This is a genomic window from Gemmatimonadaceae bacterium (assembly GCA_036496605.1).
In the GTDB taxonomy this organism is placed as follows: domain Bacteria; phylum Gemmatimonadota; class Gemmatimonadetes; order Gemmatimonadales; family Gemmatimonadaceae; genus AG2.
On the sequence record DASXKV010000008.1, the window covers coordinates 1 to 14,630 of the forward strand.

18 protein-coding genes are annotated in these 14,630 nt (G+C 63.3%); 17 read left to right on the forward strand and 1 reads right to left on the reverse strand.

The features are described from left to right. The 15 genes from VGH98_03790 to VGH98_03860 all read left to right on the forward strand — a co-directional run. Nucleotides 1–462: ABC transporter permease (locus VGH98_03790; protein HEY2375077.1), on the forward strand; the 462-nt coding region annotated here is incomplete at its 5' end. Then, nucleotides 459–1,358, forward strand: coding sequence for an ATP-binding cassette domain-containing protein (locus VGH98_03795; GenBank protein ID HEY2375078.1), 900 nt, complete (start codon nucleotides 459–461; stop codon nucleotides 1,356–1,358). The genes VGH98_03790 and VGH98_03795, both read left to right, overlap by 4 nt. 6 nt (nucleotides 1,359–1,364) lie before the next feature. After that, nucleotides 1,365–2,348, forward strand: a complete 984-nt coding sequence (locus VGH98_03800; GenBank protein HEY2375079.1) for an MlaD family protein — start codon at nucleotides 1,365–1,367, stop codon at nucleotides 2,346–2,348. A gap of 411 nt (nucleotides 2,349–2,759) precedes the next feature. Beyond that, a complete protein-coding gene (locus VGH98_03805) occupies nucleotides 2,760–3,782 on the forward strand; it encodes an asparaginase (protein HEY2375080.1) in 1,023 nt (340 codons plus the stop codon). A 57-nt stretch (nucleotides 3,783–3,839) separates the two neighbouring features. After that, a complete protein-coding gene (locus tag VGH98_03810; GenBank protein HEY2375081.1) occupies nucleotides 3,840–4,481 on the forward strand; it encodes a carboxymuconolactone decarboxylase family protein in 642 nt (213 codons plus the stop codon). A 59-nt stretch (nucleotides 4,482–4,540) separates the two neighbouring features. Further along, nucleotides 4,541–5,560 carry a GTPase ObgE gene (obgE, locus tag VGH98_03815; GenBank protein HEY2375082.1) on the forward strand — a complete coding sequence of 340 codons (1,020 nt, stop codon included), beginning with the start codon at nucleotides 4,541–4,543 and terminating at the stop codon, nucleotides 5,558–5,560. 4 nt (nucleotides 5,561–5,564) lie between these two features. Then, a complete protein-coding gene (gene dprA, locus VGH98_03820; protein HEY2375083.1) occupies nucleotides 5,565–6,419 on the forward strand; it encodes a DNA-processing protein DprA in 855 nt (284 codons plus the stop codon). A 258-nt stretch (nucleotides 6,420–6,677) separates the two neighbouring features. Continuing rightward, nucleotides 6,678–6,893, forward strand: coding sequence for a hypothetical protein (locus VGH98_03825; protein ID HEY2375084.1), 216 nt, complete (start codon nucleotides 6,678–6,680; stop codon nucleotides 6,891–6,893). 308 nt (nucleotides 6,894–7,201) lie between these two features. Then, nucleotides 7,202–7,435 (forward strand): hypothetical protein, encoded by a 234-nt coding sequence (locus VGH98_03830; protein HEY2375085.1) that lies wholly within the window; start codon nucleotides 7,202–7,204, stop codon nucleotides 7,433–7,435. A gap of 322 nt (nucleotides 7,436–7,757) precedes the next feature. Beyond that, nucleotides 7,758–8,879: a radical SAM family heme chaperone HemW gene (gene hemW / locus VGH98_03835; protein ID HEY2375086.1), complete on the forward strand. Its 1,122-nt coding sequence runs from the start codon at nucleotides 7,758–7,760 to the stop codon at nucleotides 8,877–8,879. Between the two features lie 10 nt (nucleotides 8,880–8,889). Continuing rightward, nucleotides 8,890–9,945: a heat-inducible transcriptional repressor HrcA gene (hrcA, locus tag VGH98_03840; protein ID HEY2375087.1), complete on the forward strand. Its 1,056-nt coding sequence runs from the start codon at nucleotides 8,890–8,892 to the stop codon at nucleotides 9,943–9,945. 18 nt (nucleotides 9,946–9,963) lie between these two features. Next, nucleotides 9,964–11,097 carry a molecular chaperone DnaJ gene (gene dnaJ / locus VGH98_03845; protein ID HEY2375088.1) on the forward strand — a complete coding sequence of 378 codons (1,134 nt, stop codon included), beginning with the start codon at nucleotides 9,964–9,966 and terminating at the stop codon, nucleotides 11,095–11,097. Further along, a complete protein-coding gene (locus VGH98_03850; protein HEY2375089.1) occupies nucleotides 11,094–11,963 on the forward strand; it encodes a 50S ribosomal protein L11 methyltransferase in 870 nt (289 codons plus the stop codon). The genes dnaJ and VGH98_03850 overlap by 4 nt, the downstream gene beginning before the upstream one ends. Next, nucleotides 11,936–12,673, forward strand: a complete 738-nt coding sequence (locus VGH98_03855; protein ID HEY2375090.1) for an RsmE family RNA methyltransferase — start codon at nucleotides 11,936–11,938, stop codon at nucleotides 12,671–12,673. The genes VGH98_03850 and VGH98_03855 overlap by 28 nt, the downstream gene beginning before the upstream one ends. Nucleotides 12,674–12,694: 21 nt before the next feature. Then, nucleotides 12,695–13,036: a histidine triad nucleotide-binding protein gene (locus VGH98_03860; protein HEY2375091.1), complete on the forward strand. Its 342-nt coding sequence runs from the start codon at nucleotides 12,695–12,697 to the stop codon at nucleotides 13,034–13,036. A 178-nt stretch (nucleotides 13,037–13,214) separates the two neighbouring features. Here VGH98_03860 and VGH98_03865 read toward each other — a convergent pair whose 3' ends face one another. Beyond that, on the reverse strand, nucleotides 13,215–13,583 hold the full coding sequence (locus VGH98_03865; protein HEY2375092.1) for a four helix bundle protein: 369 nt from the start codon (nucleotides 13,581–13,583) through the stop codon (nucleotides 13,215–13,217). A gap of 390 nt (nucleotides 13,584–13,973) precedes the next feature. Here VGH98_03865 and rpsU point away from each other — a divergent pair, with 390 nt between their 5' ends. Both rpsU and VGH98_03875 read left to right on the forward strand, forming a co-directional pair. Further along, nucleotides 13,974–14,162: a 30S ribosomal protein S21 gene (gene rpsU / locus VGH98_03870; protein HEY2375093.1), complete on the forward strand. Its 189-nt coding sequence runs from the start codon at nucleotides 13,974–13,976 to the stop codon at nucleotides 14,160–14,162. Beyond that, a complete protein-coding gene (locus tag VGH98_03875; protein ID HEY2375094.1) occupies nucleotides 14,162–14,605 on the forward strand; it encodes a GatB/YqeY domain-containing protein in 444 nt (147 codons plus the stop codon). The genes rpsU and VGH98_03875 overlap by 1 nt, the downstream gene beginning before the upstream one ends. The last annotated feature ends 25 nt before the right edge of the window (nucleotides 14,606–14,630 follow it).

Sequence of the window (14,630 nt, forward strand, 5' to 3'; positions counted from 1 at the left end):
CTGGGCTCCATGCGCGTCACCGAGCAGATCGATGCGCTCAACACCCTCGGCACCGATCCAATCAAGAAGCTCGTGACGCCCCGCGTCCTCGCGGCGCTGATCATGCTTCCGATTCTCACGATCATCAACGACTTGATCGGAATCATCGGCGGCAATATCATCGCGAAATTCATCGTCGATATCCCGAGCTCACTCTATTGGCGTACGGTCTGGGAACAGATCGCTTCGGACGGTTTCCTGTTGCGGTATATCCCAAATGATTTCGTGCAGGGGCTCTCCAAGCCTCTGGTCTTCGGCGGCATAATTTCGATTACTGCCTGCTATTTCGGTCTCGGTACTACTGGCGGCACCGAAGGCGTCGGCCAGAGTACGACGCGCACCGTCGTCACGTCGAGCATCCTGATTCTCATCGTCGACTATTTCCTCACGCAGTTGCTGCTTTCCGTGCTCGCGACCTCATGAACGACCGAGACGAGAGCCGCGGCTCTACGGAAGTCGACGATGCGCCGGCCGCGCCCGAGCGACGGGAGACGGATCGCAAGAGTCAGGCGGTCCGCCGCGCAATTCGCTCCGAGCTCGAGAGCGATGCGGATGCGGGCGGCCAGCGAGAAGAGCGCACCGTCGCGCTCGAATCGGTCGTCGAGGTGAGCCATGTCTACCTGTCGTTCGACGTGCCGATTCTCGAGGACGTCAGCTTCACCGCGCACGAAGGCGAAACCGTCGCCATCGTCGGCGAATCGGGGACGGGGAAGTCCACCATCCTCAAGCTGCTGCTTCGGCTGCTCGTGCCGGATCGCGGAATGGTCTGCATCGACGATGAGGACATCACGGATCTCTCCTTCGAGGACGCGCTCAAGGTGCGTCAGAAGATGGGGATGGTCTTCCAAGGGGCTGCGCTCTTCGACTCGATGACGGTCTTCGAGAACGTCGCCTATCCGCTGCGCGAGCACACGAAGATGAGTGAAGACGAAATCGAGGAGCGTGTGCGCGAGAAGCTCCAATTCGTCGATCTCGACGCCGATCGCGTCATGGACCAGATGCCCGCCGAGCTCTCGGGCGGAATGAAGAAGCGCGTCGGCATCGCCCGCGGGATGGCGAACAATCCGAAGATCATGCTGTACGACGAGCCCACCTCCGGTCTCGATCCGCTCACGACGGGCACGATCACGCGCCTGATCAAGAAGCTGCAGAAAGAATTGAACGTCACGAGCATCGTCGTGACGCACGACATGCGCTCCGTCTCGAGAATGGCGACGAAAGTCGCTCTCCTCCACGATCGACACATCGCCTTCTTCGGTGATCCCGAAGAGATGGTCGCGAGCGAAGACCCCTACATCCGAGAGTTCCTCGGAGGCTAGCTCTCCATGAAGCGTTCCTCCTTCATCACGTGGGATCAACTGCGCGTCGGTCTAGTCATCGTCGCCGCGCTCGGCATTCTCACCCTGGCCATCTACAAACTCGGTCAGGCAGCGAATCTGTTCGCGAAGCGGTACGACCTCATCGCGTTCTTGAAGGAGGCGAACGGATTGCGCGTGGGCGGCACCGTGACGCTTGCCGGCCAGACGGTCGGCACTGTCAAAGCCGTCGATTTTCTGCCAGTTGACGCGGACACGTCGCGCAATCTCAAGATCACTGTCGCCATCGATCAGAGTCTCAAGGATCAGATCCGGCGCGATTCAAAAGCGCAGATCCGCACGATGGGTCTCCTCGGTGACAAAATTTTCGATATCACACCCGGAACTCCTCGCGCGGCCGTGCTGCAGGCCGGAGACACGATCGCGGTGGCACCCGCGCTCGATTACGAGCAGGTGCTCGCGCAGGCTGCCGGCGCCGTGGGCGACGTCGTCGCGCTCACGAAGGACATGCGTCAGCTCACCGGCGGCATCGTTCGCGGCGAGGGCACGCTCGGGCAGCTCATCACGAATCGCCAGCTCTACGATCAGTTCACCAGCACGCTCGCGCGCACGAACACGATGATGGCGCGGTTGCAGAATCCGAATGGAACGGTCGGCCGCCTGCTCGACGATCCCACGCTCTACACGAAGCTCACGGGCATGATCGCGTCGACCGATTCGCTGCTCCGCTCCGTGAACTCGGCCCAGGGCACGTTAGGCAGGATGATTCGCGACACGGTGCTCTATGGCAATCTTCTCAACATGAGCCGCGGCGCCGACTCGCTGATGCGCATGATCACCAACGGCAAAGGCACCGCCTCGAAGCTGCTCACCGACCAGACGCTGTACGACCAGTTGAACAAGCTCGTGACGGACCTCAACGCAGTGCTCGCCGACGTGCGGCGCGATCCGACGCGATATATGAAGGGCGCGATACAGGTAAGGTTGTTCTGACAATACCTCCTTCTCAGCCTTGTCAGCCTTGCCGCCTTGTCAGCCTCCGTGCGCGGCGAGAGCGGGACCGGGGTCGCTCCAGGGCGCTATGACGATACTGCCATTATTTCTGCGCCGTTAGGCATGATCGGTACGATGGCAGTATCGCCATAGCTGCCCCTCCGGACCCCGCTCGCGCTCTCGCCCCTGCCACCTGTCAGGGCAACCAGAGCATCCTGGCGCCGCGCTCCGACGCGCGCCCTAAGAGGAACCAATGGCAGTGTTATCATAGTGCCCCGGAGCGACCCCGCTGCTGCTATCGCGCGCACCGAACGCCATGGCGCCGCGGAGCCGCGCCGCTCCTGCTATGGAGTTTCCTTTTCCACCAGCAACCAGTCACCAATAGCGAACTACCCTAATTATCTTTCCCCCGTGGCAGCCGCGCCGATTTTCTCGCCGTACCCGATGAAGTCGATCGAGCTTGACGTCGTCGTCACGCGGGGTGCTGTCGTTGAATCCCGGCACCGCCTGCACGCCGCCGTGGTCGACGACAGCGGCGCCTTGATTGCTGCCGCGCGCGACCCCTCCTATGTGACCGCGTGGCGCTCGTGCGCCAAGCCATTCCAGGTGATGCCGTTCCTCGAGTCCGGCGGATTCGACAAGCTCGGATGGGGAGACGACCAGCTCGCCCTCTCCTGCGCGTCACACGGCGGTGAACCGGAGCACGTCGTCCTCGCCGAGGCGATGCTCAGCGATATCGGGATGGAGGAAGGCGATCTGGCGTGCGGGCCGCACGAGCCGCTCTCCACGCGCGGCGTTCGCGCATTGCGCGACGTAGGCGCTCGGCCCACGCGCCTCCATAACAACTGCTCGGGCAAGCACGCGGCCATGCTCGCGCGCGCTCACACGGCGGGATGGCCGACGTACGGCTACGAGCGCGAAGAGCATCCCGTTCAGCGCTGCTGTCTCGAGGCAATATCGAAGTGGGCCGGCTTGCCTCAGTCTGCCATCGGCCGCGCCGTCGACGGGTGTGGTGCGGTGGTGTTCTCGCTCCCGCTCGAGAACATGGCGCGAGCGTATGCGAATCTCGCCCGGGCGGCTCGTGACGACGACGAGGTCTCGGGACGCATCGTCCACGCAATGCAGACCCGACCCTTCCTGATCGGCGGCACCGATCGCTTCGATTCGATCTTGATCGAGGAGACGGAAGGCGCGGTGATCTCGAAGATCGGCGCCGAGGGAGTGCACTCGATTGCGGTGCCGGCGAGAGGGCTGGGCATCGCGGTCAAGGTGGAGGACGGTGCGCAGCGAGCGCAGTTCGCCGGCGTCGTGCGGGTTCTCCAGTACTTCGACGTGCTGCCGAGCCGACTGCCGCCGCGCCTCGATGAGTTCCTCCACCGCCCGATTCGCAACACGCGCGGCGAAGTGGTCGGGGAGCTTCGCGTCGAGCACTAGTCTCTCGACGCGGTCGCTCCGGCCTCGCGTGAGAAAGCTTCGGCAATCGGTGATTGGATGACGAGCGTCGCCCGCGCGGGAGCGATCTTGGGTGCCCTGGACGACGCAACTCGGCGTCTCGTCCGCTTGGCCGCGATCATCGCCGCAGGGACTGAACAGCAGATTCGCAGCGAGATGACGGACTCACTCGATGCAACACCGGCCGCTTGGATCGAGGAGCTCATTCTGCAGAGCTACTTGTTCTGCGGTTTCCCGAGGTCGCTCAACGCGATGCGGGAGTGGCGACGCCTAACGGGCCGCCCGCCCGTGACGGAAGCCACAGGTGACGGACCCGACGAGTGGCGCCGGCGTGGTGAGGCGACTTGCCGCCTCGTATATGGCGCGATGTACGATCGTTTGCGTGTGAACATCCGCACGCTACACCCAGAGCTGGATGAGTGGATGATCGTCGAAGGCTACGGTAAGGTGCTCTCGCGGGATGGGCTCGACCTGCCGCGACGCGAGCTCTGCATCGTCGCTGCGTGCGCCGCGTCGCGGCAGGAGCGGCAGTTGCACTCGCATTTGCATGGGGCGCTCAACGTTGGCGTCGCGCCTTCGGTGCTGACCGCCGCGATCGATGCGCTCGAGGGAGTTGTCACGGAGAATAGCCTTACGAGCGCGCGCCTGCTCTGGCGCCGCGTACAGAGTCAGCTGAGCTAGCACCAACGGCCACCGACGAACCACCCACCAACCACCAACCACCAACAACCAACAACTGCTTGTTCATCGATCGTGTCGTAGTCCGAGTGAAAGCCGGTGACGGCGGCTCCGGAATGGTCTCGTTCCGGCGGGAGAAGTTCGTTCCTATGGGCGGCCCCGACGGCGGCGACGGCGGCCGCGGCGGGGACGTGCGTGTGCGCGCCGACAGCAATCTGAGCACGCTGCTCGACTACACCTACCGCGATCGTTGGGACGCCGAGAACGGCGATCACGGCTCCGGCGCCAACAAGACGGGCGCGTCGGGCAGCGACACCATCCTGCCCGTCCCGACGGGTACGGTGATCCGCGACATGGATTCCGGCGAACGCCTGGGCGAGGTGCTCGCCGATGGTGACGAGGTGCTCGTCGCGAACGGTGGACGCGGAGGGAAGGGGAACGCGTGGTTCGTCACCTCCACGCACCAGTCGCCCCGTGAATACCAGCCGGGCGAAGACGGCGTGCAGCGGACGCTCGAGCTCGAGCTCAAGCTCATCGCCGACGTCGGACTCGTTGGCCAGCCTAACGCCGGGAAGTCGACCTTGCTGTCGGTGATCTCGGCAGCCCGTCCAAAGATCGCCGACTATCCATTCACGACGCTGAGTCCCAACCTCGGCGTCGTGCAGCTGAGCGATGGGCGAACATTCGTCGTCGCCGACATTCCCGGCATTATCGAAGGCGCGCACGAGGGGCGCGGACTGGGTCTCCAGTTTCTGCGACACATCGAGCGGACGCGCCTTCTCGCCTTTCTCATCCCGATCGACGCGATGGATTGGCAGGCCGAGTACGATCAGCTTCGGCGCGAAATCGAGGCGTACTCGCCGGAGCTCGCGCAGAAGCCACACTGCGTCGTGTTCACGAAGATGGATCTCCTCGGCGAGGACGAAGCGCCGCCGATCGAAACTGGGGACGCGTTCGGCGTCTTCACCGTGAGCGCGGCCGCGCGCCGCGGACTGGATACCTTGCTCGGTGCATGGTGGGAGCGGCTGCTGTGGATGAAGAAGGCGACGGTTCGACTGGACGCGCCGCTGCCGCTTCCTTGAGGCCGTGATTGCTCCGCCGGTCGCCATCGCGCGTGGCGACGCCGACTATCCGCCCGCGCTGCTCGATCTGCCGCAGCCGCCGAGTATGATCTGGCGCATCGGCGATCTCGACGTTCTGAATCGTCCGGTGGTGGCGATTGTCGGGACGCGAAAGGCAACGGCATATGGTGAGCGCGTGACGCGGGAGCTCGCCGGAGCCCTCGCGCGCGGTGGAGCATGCGTTCTGAGTGGAATGGCGTTGGGGATCGATGGCGTGGCGCACGTCGCTGCGCTCGATGCCTGCGGAAAGACGGCCGCGGTGCTTGGAACCGGTGCCGACATAGCGTATCCGCCGTCTCATCGAGGGTTGCACGCGCGGATCGGGTCGGAGGGATTGCTCCTTTCCGAATTGCCGCCGGGCGCTCACAGTCACGGCGGATCCTTCCCCAAGCGAAATCGATTGATCGCAGCGCTGGCCCGGCTCACGATCATCGTCGAGGCGCCCGTGAAGAGCGGCGCTCTCTACACAGCCAATGATGCGGCAGCCTTGAATCGCGACGTCGGCGTCGTGCCTGGTCCGATCGATTCACCGAAGTGCGAGGGGAGCAATCTTCTGCTACGCGACGGCGCGCAAGCAATCATGTCGCCGGCGGACGCGCTCGCACTGCTCGGACTGACGCGCCCCGTCCGCACTCTCGTCGAGCTTGACGATCCGGATCAATCGCAGGTGTGGCAAGCTCTCAAGCAAGGTCCCGCGGATCTCGACACGCTCTGCCATCGCGCGTCGTTGCCAGTTCAACGTTGTCTCGCGGCCGTGACGGCGCTGGAGTTGAACGGTTCGATCGAGTGTGCTTTGACGGGGGAGGTCCGGAGGAGATGAGCGAGGCGCGCGTCGAATCCTGCAGAGATTGCGCCTCGTCTCGAGTGAACGAACGCTCGTACCGGGCGAATTGATGGCTGTCCAGATGAAACGAGGGCAGTGCCGATCCAAACGATCGGTGTCCCGAAGAGAATGCAGCTCGTATCGTTTGAATTGATCGGTGTAGAGAAGGGATCGCAGCTCGTATCGATTGAATGGATCGGTGTCGGGAAGGGATCGCAGCTCGTACCGATTGAATGAATCGGTTTCGAGAAAAGAATGCAGCTCGTATCGATTGAATGCATCGGTGTCGAGAAGGAATCGCAGCTCGTCCCGATTGAATGGATCGGTGTCGCGAAGGGATTGCAGCTCGTACCGATTGAATTCATCGGTGCACAGAAGAGAATGCAGCTCGTACCGATTGAATGGATCGGTGTCCAGAAGAGAAGGCAGCTCGTCCCGATCGAAGTGATCGCTGTACAAAAGAGATTGTAACTCGTACCGATCGAAGTGATCGGTGTACCGGGAGCATCAACCGTTGTTCCGGACGAATGAATCGCCGTACACCAAGAGCTGACCGTCGAACAGCACGCATGCAAGGCTGTACAGAAAGCATCTCAGGCTGCACCGCTCGAATGCGAGGCTGTACAGAAAGCATGTGAGGCTATCGAGCGCAGATGCACACGCGTACCGGTTTAGTCGCGCCGCGTTCCGCTCCCATTCACCGCCGTCCAGAGTCCTCCGCTCGCCCTACAGCTGACTTCTCACCCTGCATACCTGGGATTCACGCGATCACAGACGAGATGAACCGATGTCCCGCTCGATGTGATCGCATCACCGGCGAGACTGCTCACTTCGCCGACGACATCGACGACTTCGGCGACGCATCTACAACTCCGGCGACGCAGTTACAACTCCGGCGACGCATCTACAACTCCGCCGACGACAATCGACAACGCCGCCGCCTCCATGTCGATCATCACAGATCAGATCTCACCTTCGCCGACCGCATCGCAACAATCACAGATGCCATGTGACTCGCTGCCGTTCAGATCTCACCTCTCAGCGAAGACTCCTCTTGCCTTACCGACAATTTGATCACTCTGCCGCTCAGTGTCCGACCGCCTCCGGTGAGATGAACCAAACCCCCGTCGAGATCCTCACGTCGCCACACCTCACCTCCATCACCCTCGGCCACCACGACAGAGGCGCAGGTGGCCGCTTTCATTGCCCGCCAAGATGAATCAACGCAGAGAACACGATGCAGCCTCGACACGTCAGATGTTCACGGCGGTCTCCGCGTCTAAGCAGTTCCAGCCGTCAAGCGGCGCGCGCAACGCGCCCGCCCTATCTTTCCGTGTGCACCCTCGACACGTCTACATCCACGTTCCGTTCTGCGCGCGCCGCTGCGTGTACTGCGATTTCGCGATCGCCGTACGCCGAGACGTGCCGGTGGACGATTACGTCTCGGCGGTCGAGCGGGAGCTGAGCATTCGTTTCCCCGAGAAAGGCGCCTGGCCGGTCGAGACACTCTACTTCGGCGGCGGAACGCCCTCTCGGCTTGGCGGTGAAGGAGTCGCACAGCTGCTGGAGGCGGTGCAGCGCCGCATCAGCATCGAGCCGGGCGCCGAGGTCACCCTCGAGGCGAATCCGGAGGATGTGTCGCTCGATGCGGCAAATGCCTGGCGTTCAGCCGGCATCAATCGGCTCTCGCTTGGCGCTCAGTCCTTCGATGACGCCGTCCTGCGCTGGATGCATCGGACCCACGACTCGCGCGCCATCGCCGCTGCAGTCGAGCGGGCGCGCGCCTCTGGGATCGACGACTTCTCGCTGGATCTGATCTTCGCGCTACCTCACGAAATCGAGCGCGATTGGGAGAGCGACGTCGCCGCCGCGCTCGACCTCGAGCCCACGCACTTGTCGCTCTACGGCCTCACGACCGAGCCCGCCACGCCGCTCGGCAGATGGCGGGACCGAGGCATCGTAACGGAGGCTCGCGAGGAGAGTTATGAGCGCGAATACCTTTATGCGGATGAAGCGTTACGGTCGGCCGGCTTCGAGCATTACGAGGTCTCGAACTTTGGCTTGCCCGGCCGGCGCGCGAGGCACAACTCGACGTATTGGCGTGGACGCGCGTACGCTGGTTTTGGTCCCGGGGCGCATGAGTTCGATGGGGCCACGCGTCGCTGGAACGCAGATGCTTATGTCGAGTGGGCTCGTCGGCTCGCGAGCGGCGCCGATCCGATTGAAGGGAGTGAACTTCTGGACGAGGACAGCCGCGACGCAGAGCGCATTTATCTGGGGTTGCGCACCTCCGATGGGCTGCGTCTCTCCGGTGCGGAACTTGTTCGTGCGAAGGAGTGGATCGAGGCGGGGTGGGGTAAGATCATTGATGGCAGTCGGCTCAGGCTGACACCGTTGGGCTGGCTGCGCCTCGATAGCATCGCCGCCGACTTGACACTGGTTCGAAGTCGTTCCTAGGTTTGCACTTATGCCACCGCAAGAGCTGTCCAGACGCGAACGAAGGATCCTCGAGGCGGTCATCCTCAGTTATGTGGAGACCGCCGAGCCTGCCGGCTCGCGCACATTGTCGCGTCGGTTCGGGCTCGGCGTGTCGCCGGCGACGATTCGTAACACCATGTCGGATCTGGAGGAGAAGGGCTTCCTCTTCCATCCGCATACGTCCGCCGGCCGTGTTCCGACGAACAAGGCCTACCGCGTGTACGTCGATCAACTGTTGGCGATGCCGTCGCTCCTCACGCAGGAGCCCGAGCGTCTGGCGGAGACGATCAGCGCCGGCGGCGCGCTTGGGGTTTCGGCGATCGAAGCGGTGCTTCGCCGCGCGGCGCAGACCCTCGGCGTTCTGACGCAGGAGCTTGGCGTTGCGCTGGGGCCTCGTCTCGCGACGTCGGTGTTGCGGCGTCTCGAGCTCGTCCGGATCAGCAATGAGCGTTTGCTCATGGTGCTGACGCTGGATGGCGGCGTCATGCGCACCGTGTTCGTCGAAGTCGCCGGCGAGATCGCCGAGACGGCAGTCGCCCAGGTGACGGCCGTGCTCAACGAGCGACTTGCAGGGTTGACCCTCGATCAGATCCGCCGATCGCTCGCGCTTCGGCTCCGCGACGTGTCCGCCGGGCCGGACGGGCACGAGCTGTTGAATATCTTCGTACAGGAAGCAGAACACCTTTTCGACGCGGCCGTGCCCACTGAGGCGGAGAGCGTGTTGCTGGGTCAGCCGTCCGTTCTCGCTGAACAGCCGGAGTTTTCGGCGGCGGATCGGTTGCGACGCCTGCTCGCGCTCACCGAGCGACCGGACGCGTTGGCCGAAGCGATCCGCAAGCGCACCGCTCCGGGCGTCTCGATCACGATCGGGACGGAGCACGACGACCCGCGGCTCGATGAATTCACCGTCGTCACCGCCGAATACAATGTCGGTAGCCTAACGGGCGTGATCGGCGTCATCGGGCCAACGCGCATGCCGTACGAAAAGGTCATCTCTCTCGTCAGCCACACATCGCGGCTGCTCAACGATCTACTTCAACAATAGCCGTTTCGAAGACGCCGCATGGCTGACTTCTATTCGACACTCGGCGTGCCACGAGGCGCGGCCGACGACGATATCAAAAAGGCGTATCGCAAGCTCGCGATGCAGTATCACCCCGATAAGAACAACGGGGCGAAGGACGCCGAGGAAAAGTTCAAGGAGATCACCGAAGCGTACGACGTGCTCCGCGATCCGCAGAAGCGCGCCGCGTACGATCGCTACGGCGAGGCCGGGCTTCGTGGCGGCGGTGGCTTCCATCACGTCGATCTCTCCGAGGCGCTCGGCATTTTCATGCGCGACTTCGGCGCGTTCGCCGGCCTCGACGAGATGTTTGGACTCGGCGGACGATCCGGCGGGAGCGTTCGCTCCGGTGCGGACGTGAAGGTGACGCTTTCGCTCACGCTGGCCGAGGTCGCGACGGGAGTTGAGAAAAGGATAAACGCAAAGCTGCTCGAGCCGTGCGACAAGTGTGGCGGCAGCGGCGCGGAGCCGGGATCGAAGCCGCAGACGTGCGCGACGTGCAATGGGAGCGGCGAGGTGCGCCGAGCACAGCGCTCGTTCTTCGGGCAATTCGTGACCGTCGCGCCATGTCCGACGTGCCACGGCGAAGGGACGATGGTCCACACACCGTGCAAGCAGTGTCGAGGTGAAGGACGGATCCGCGCCGAGCGCGAGATCTCGATCGACGTGCCGCCGGGCGTCGCGACGGGACAGTACATGACGCTGCGCGGCGTTGGCAACGCGGGTCAGCGCGGCGGTCCGCGTGGCGACATTCACGTCATCTTCGAGGTGGCCGACGATCCACGCTTCGAGCGCGATGGCGAGGAGCTGTACACCGAAGTGCTCGTGACGTACGCGCAGCTCGTCCTCGGTGCGGACCTCGTCGTGCCGACGGTGACCGCGAGCTCGACGCTGAAGGTTCCGCCAGGTACGCAGAGCGGGCAGGTCTTTCACGTGCGGGGACGCGGCCTGCCGCGCGTCAACGCGAGTGGCACCGGCGATCTGCACGTGCGCGTGCAGCTCTGGACGCCGGATCGCCTGACGGATGAGGAGCGTATACTCATCGAGCAGCTGAACGAGGTTCAGAAGAGCGTCCCACTCGATTCGCGCGGCAAGGGCTTCTGGGCAAAGATGAAGGAAGCGTTAGGCGCGTGACCGGCGATCACGGCGGAGATACCATTCCGGGGCACGACACGAACGACCGCTGGCTCTCCGTGCGTGTACGACCGGGCTCGAATCGCGACGCGGTCGTCGCGGCGCTGTTCTCGGTGGGCGCTCAGGGCGTGCAGGAGCTCGGCGATCAACTCGTGACGCTCCTCGCCGACGAGAGCAAGGCGGACATGGTGACGTGCGCGGTGCTCGCGGCGAGTCCCGATGCGCAGGTCGAGACCGAGCCAACCCCTCGCGTCGACTGGACAGAGCGCTGGCGAAACGCGGTGCACGCGCACCGGGTTGGCGCGCTCACGATTGCGCCGCCCTGGTTGGCGCACGCTCACGACGCGGAGCACACCGTGGTGATCGATCCGGGGATGGCCTTCGGCACCGGTGAGCATCCGACGACGCGTGGCGTCATCCGTCTGCTGCAAGGCGTCGTTCGGAATGGCGATCGCGTCGCGGATCTTGGCGCGGGAAGCGCCGTACTCTCGATCGCCGCGGTAAAGCTCGGGGCAGCCCACTCCTTCGCGATCGAGATCGATCACGACGCGATTGGAAACGCCGAAGAGAACATCGCGACCAATGGCGTCGACGATCGCGTGACAATGCTCGAGGGCGATGCGAGAGTGTTGCTGGCCCTGGTCGCACCCGTGAACGTCGTGCTCGCGAACATCATCTCATCGACGCTCATCGTACTCTTGCCAACCATTGCGGACGCGCTCACCGAGGGCGGGCACGCGATTCTGAGCGGCATCCTGCACGAGGAGCGCGCCGAGATGTTGCGCGCCTTCGAAGAGGGTGGTTGGCGTGTGGAGCGCGAGGATCACGAGGGCATCTGGTGGAGCGTCGCGATCGCCCGGCCGTAGCGACGTTCTACGCCGACGCGGCGCTCGAGGCCGGCGCGCACGTCGAGCTCGACGAATCCGCCACTCAGCACGCGAAGGCGAGACGCGTGAACGCGGGCGATCCGATTCACGTCACGAATGGCCGCGGGGCAATTGCTCACGGAACGCTGGAACGCCTGACGAGAGGTTCGGCGCTCGTTTCGCTCGAGACTGTGAACACGGTGCCAATGCCTCCGCGCCTGCGCCTCTTCGTGCCCGTTGCCGATCGCGAACGCATGCTGTGGCTGGCGGAGAAGAGCGCGGAGCTCGCCGTCAGCGAGTGGCAGCCGGTGGCGTTCCATCGATCCGCGAGCGTTTCACCGAAAGGACAGGGCGACGCCTTCATGCGAAAAGCACGCGCACGCATGGTGGGCGCGATCGAGCAGTCCGGTGGCGCGTGGCTTCCCGAGCTCTGCCCCGAGCGTTCGCTCGACGACGCGCTCGTTAGGGCGAACGAAGTGGCTGCTCAGCGATTTCTATTCGAACGTGGTGGCGAATCGCTCGTGACGAAGCGGCCGCAGGCAGCCGATGCGATGATCGGTCCGGAAGGAGGTATCGAGCAAGAGGAGCGAATGCTCATCGTCGACCGCCACGGCTGGCTTCCCGTGTCCCTTGGCGACACTACTTTACGCTTCGAGACCGCAGGTGTGATCGCGGCGGGTTTGCTGCGTGGGCTGATGGCCAACGCGTAGGGCGAACGACGAGGAGGAAACGTGGCCGACAACTGTCTGTTCTGCCGCATCGTCCGCAAGGAGATCCCGGCGAAGATCGTCGCCGAGACCGAGGACTGCGTTGCGTTCCGCGACGTCAATCCCCAGGCGCCGGTGCACATTCTCGTTGTCCCGCGTGTGCACGTGCCATCGGTCAAGGAAGTGACGGACCCGTTACTCGTCGGGAAGCTCACGGATCTGGCAAAAGACCTCGCTCAGCGGGAAGGAGTTGCTGACGACGGGTATCGACTGGTGATCAACACGAATTCCGACGCGGGACAAACGGTATTTCATCTTCACGTTCATCTGCTCGGGGGGAGACACATGACCTGGCCGCCGGGGTGACGTTGCCGCCCGTATCGCTCGAGTTCGATCTCACGCTCGCTTGATGAGTGAGCTCGAGACTCGAGAAGTGAGTGATGAGATCGGGCTTACTCCGTGGGGCGGGCCAGCATCTCACCCACTATCGTCGAGCCCAGCTCCGAGCCACGAGACGGCAGCGACGAGTTTCGAGATTGAGACTTTATTCGTTTTCGGTGGTTTGAAGGACCTTCTTGCGGTACGTGTACGTCATCTTGCGAATCTCGATTGCCTCAGTGCTGAATTTTTCCCATTCGCCGAGCGAAAACAGATCGAGATCGCGAGCCGTGAGAAGATGGCCCTCCGTTTCATTCAATGACTTGATCGTCATATCCAGGAAGCGAGCAAACTCCCTGTTCGTCGCCGCGCCGCAGCCCTCGGCGATCGTGTCGTGAACACTGTCCGCCGCGCCCGTGAGCTGATTCTTCAAGCGTGAGTGCCCCTTGCGCGCGAAATTGCGCGTCTGCTTGTGCAGCGCAATCGCCAAAGCGTGGGCCCGTTGCCAGATTTTGAGTGATTTGAAGTCGCGCATTGTTGACCATACGGGCCGCGACCTCCGAGCCTAACACCAATTCGTCTCGAGCCTCATCCTCTCATCTCGAAGCTGAAGCTGAATCTCGAAACTCGTCGCTGCCCTCTCGTGGCTCGGAGCTGGGCTCGACGATAGTGGGTGAGATGCTGGCCCGCCCCACGGAGTAGGCCCGATCTCATCACTCACTTCTCGAGTCTCGAGCTCACATTCATTGACCGCGATCGAAGGTCCGAGCCACACCGGCCGAGCTCGAGGCTCGAGGGCGAGACGCCAGACGCTCAGCTGATCGCTTGCTTCGCGCTTGACAGCCCGGAACGAGCGACGCAACGTAACTTCCTCGCATCGGTCTGACTGGCCTCCGAATTCGCCGCCGAGGAGGGTCCTCGAGCCGTGTCGGAAATCATCATTCACGACGATGAAAACTTCGAGCGGGCGCTCCGGCGCTTCAAAAAGAAGTGCGAGAAAGCAGGCATCCTTTCGGACCTGCGCAAGCATCGTCATTACGAGAAGCCGAGCGAGCGGCGAAAGCGAAAGATGAACGCAGCGATCAGAAAGAATCGCCGTACCCGCACCGCCTGATGGCGGCACTCTCGGAGCGCCTGCAGCGCGATCTCAACGCAGCTCGCAAAGGTGGTGACAAGGCGCGAACGCTCCTCCTCGGCACGATCATCGCCGATGTGAAGAATCGCGAGATCGAGTTGCGCCGGGATCTCACCGACGACGACGTGATCGAGGTGCTTCGTCGCGGCATCAAGAAGCGACGCGAGTCCGTGGAGATGTACGACAAGGGGAACCGCGCCGATCTTGCCGATAAGGAGCGTGCGGAAGCCGAAGCGCTCGGTGCGTACTTGCCCGCGGCCGTGAGCGAGGACGAGCTGCGCGCCGCGGTGCGCGCCGCGATCGCGGCCGGAGCGAACAACATGGGTGCGGTGATGGGACGTGTGATGCCCCAGTTCAAGGGACGAGCCGAGGGTGGCGAGATCAGCGCCATCGCGAAAGACGAGTTGGGGCGAAAGCCGTGATTGGTGGTTGGTTATTGGTTATTGG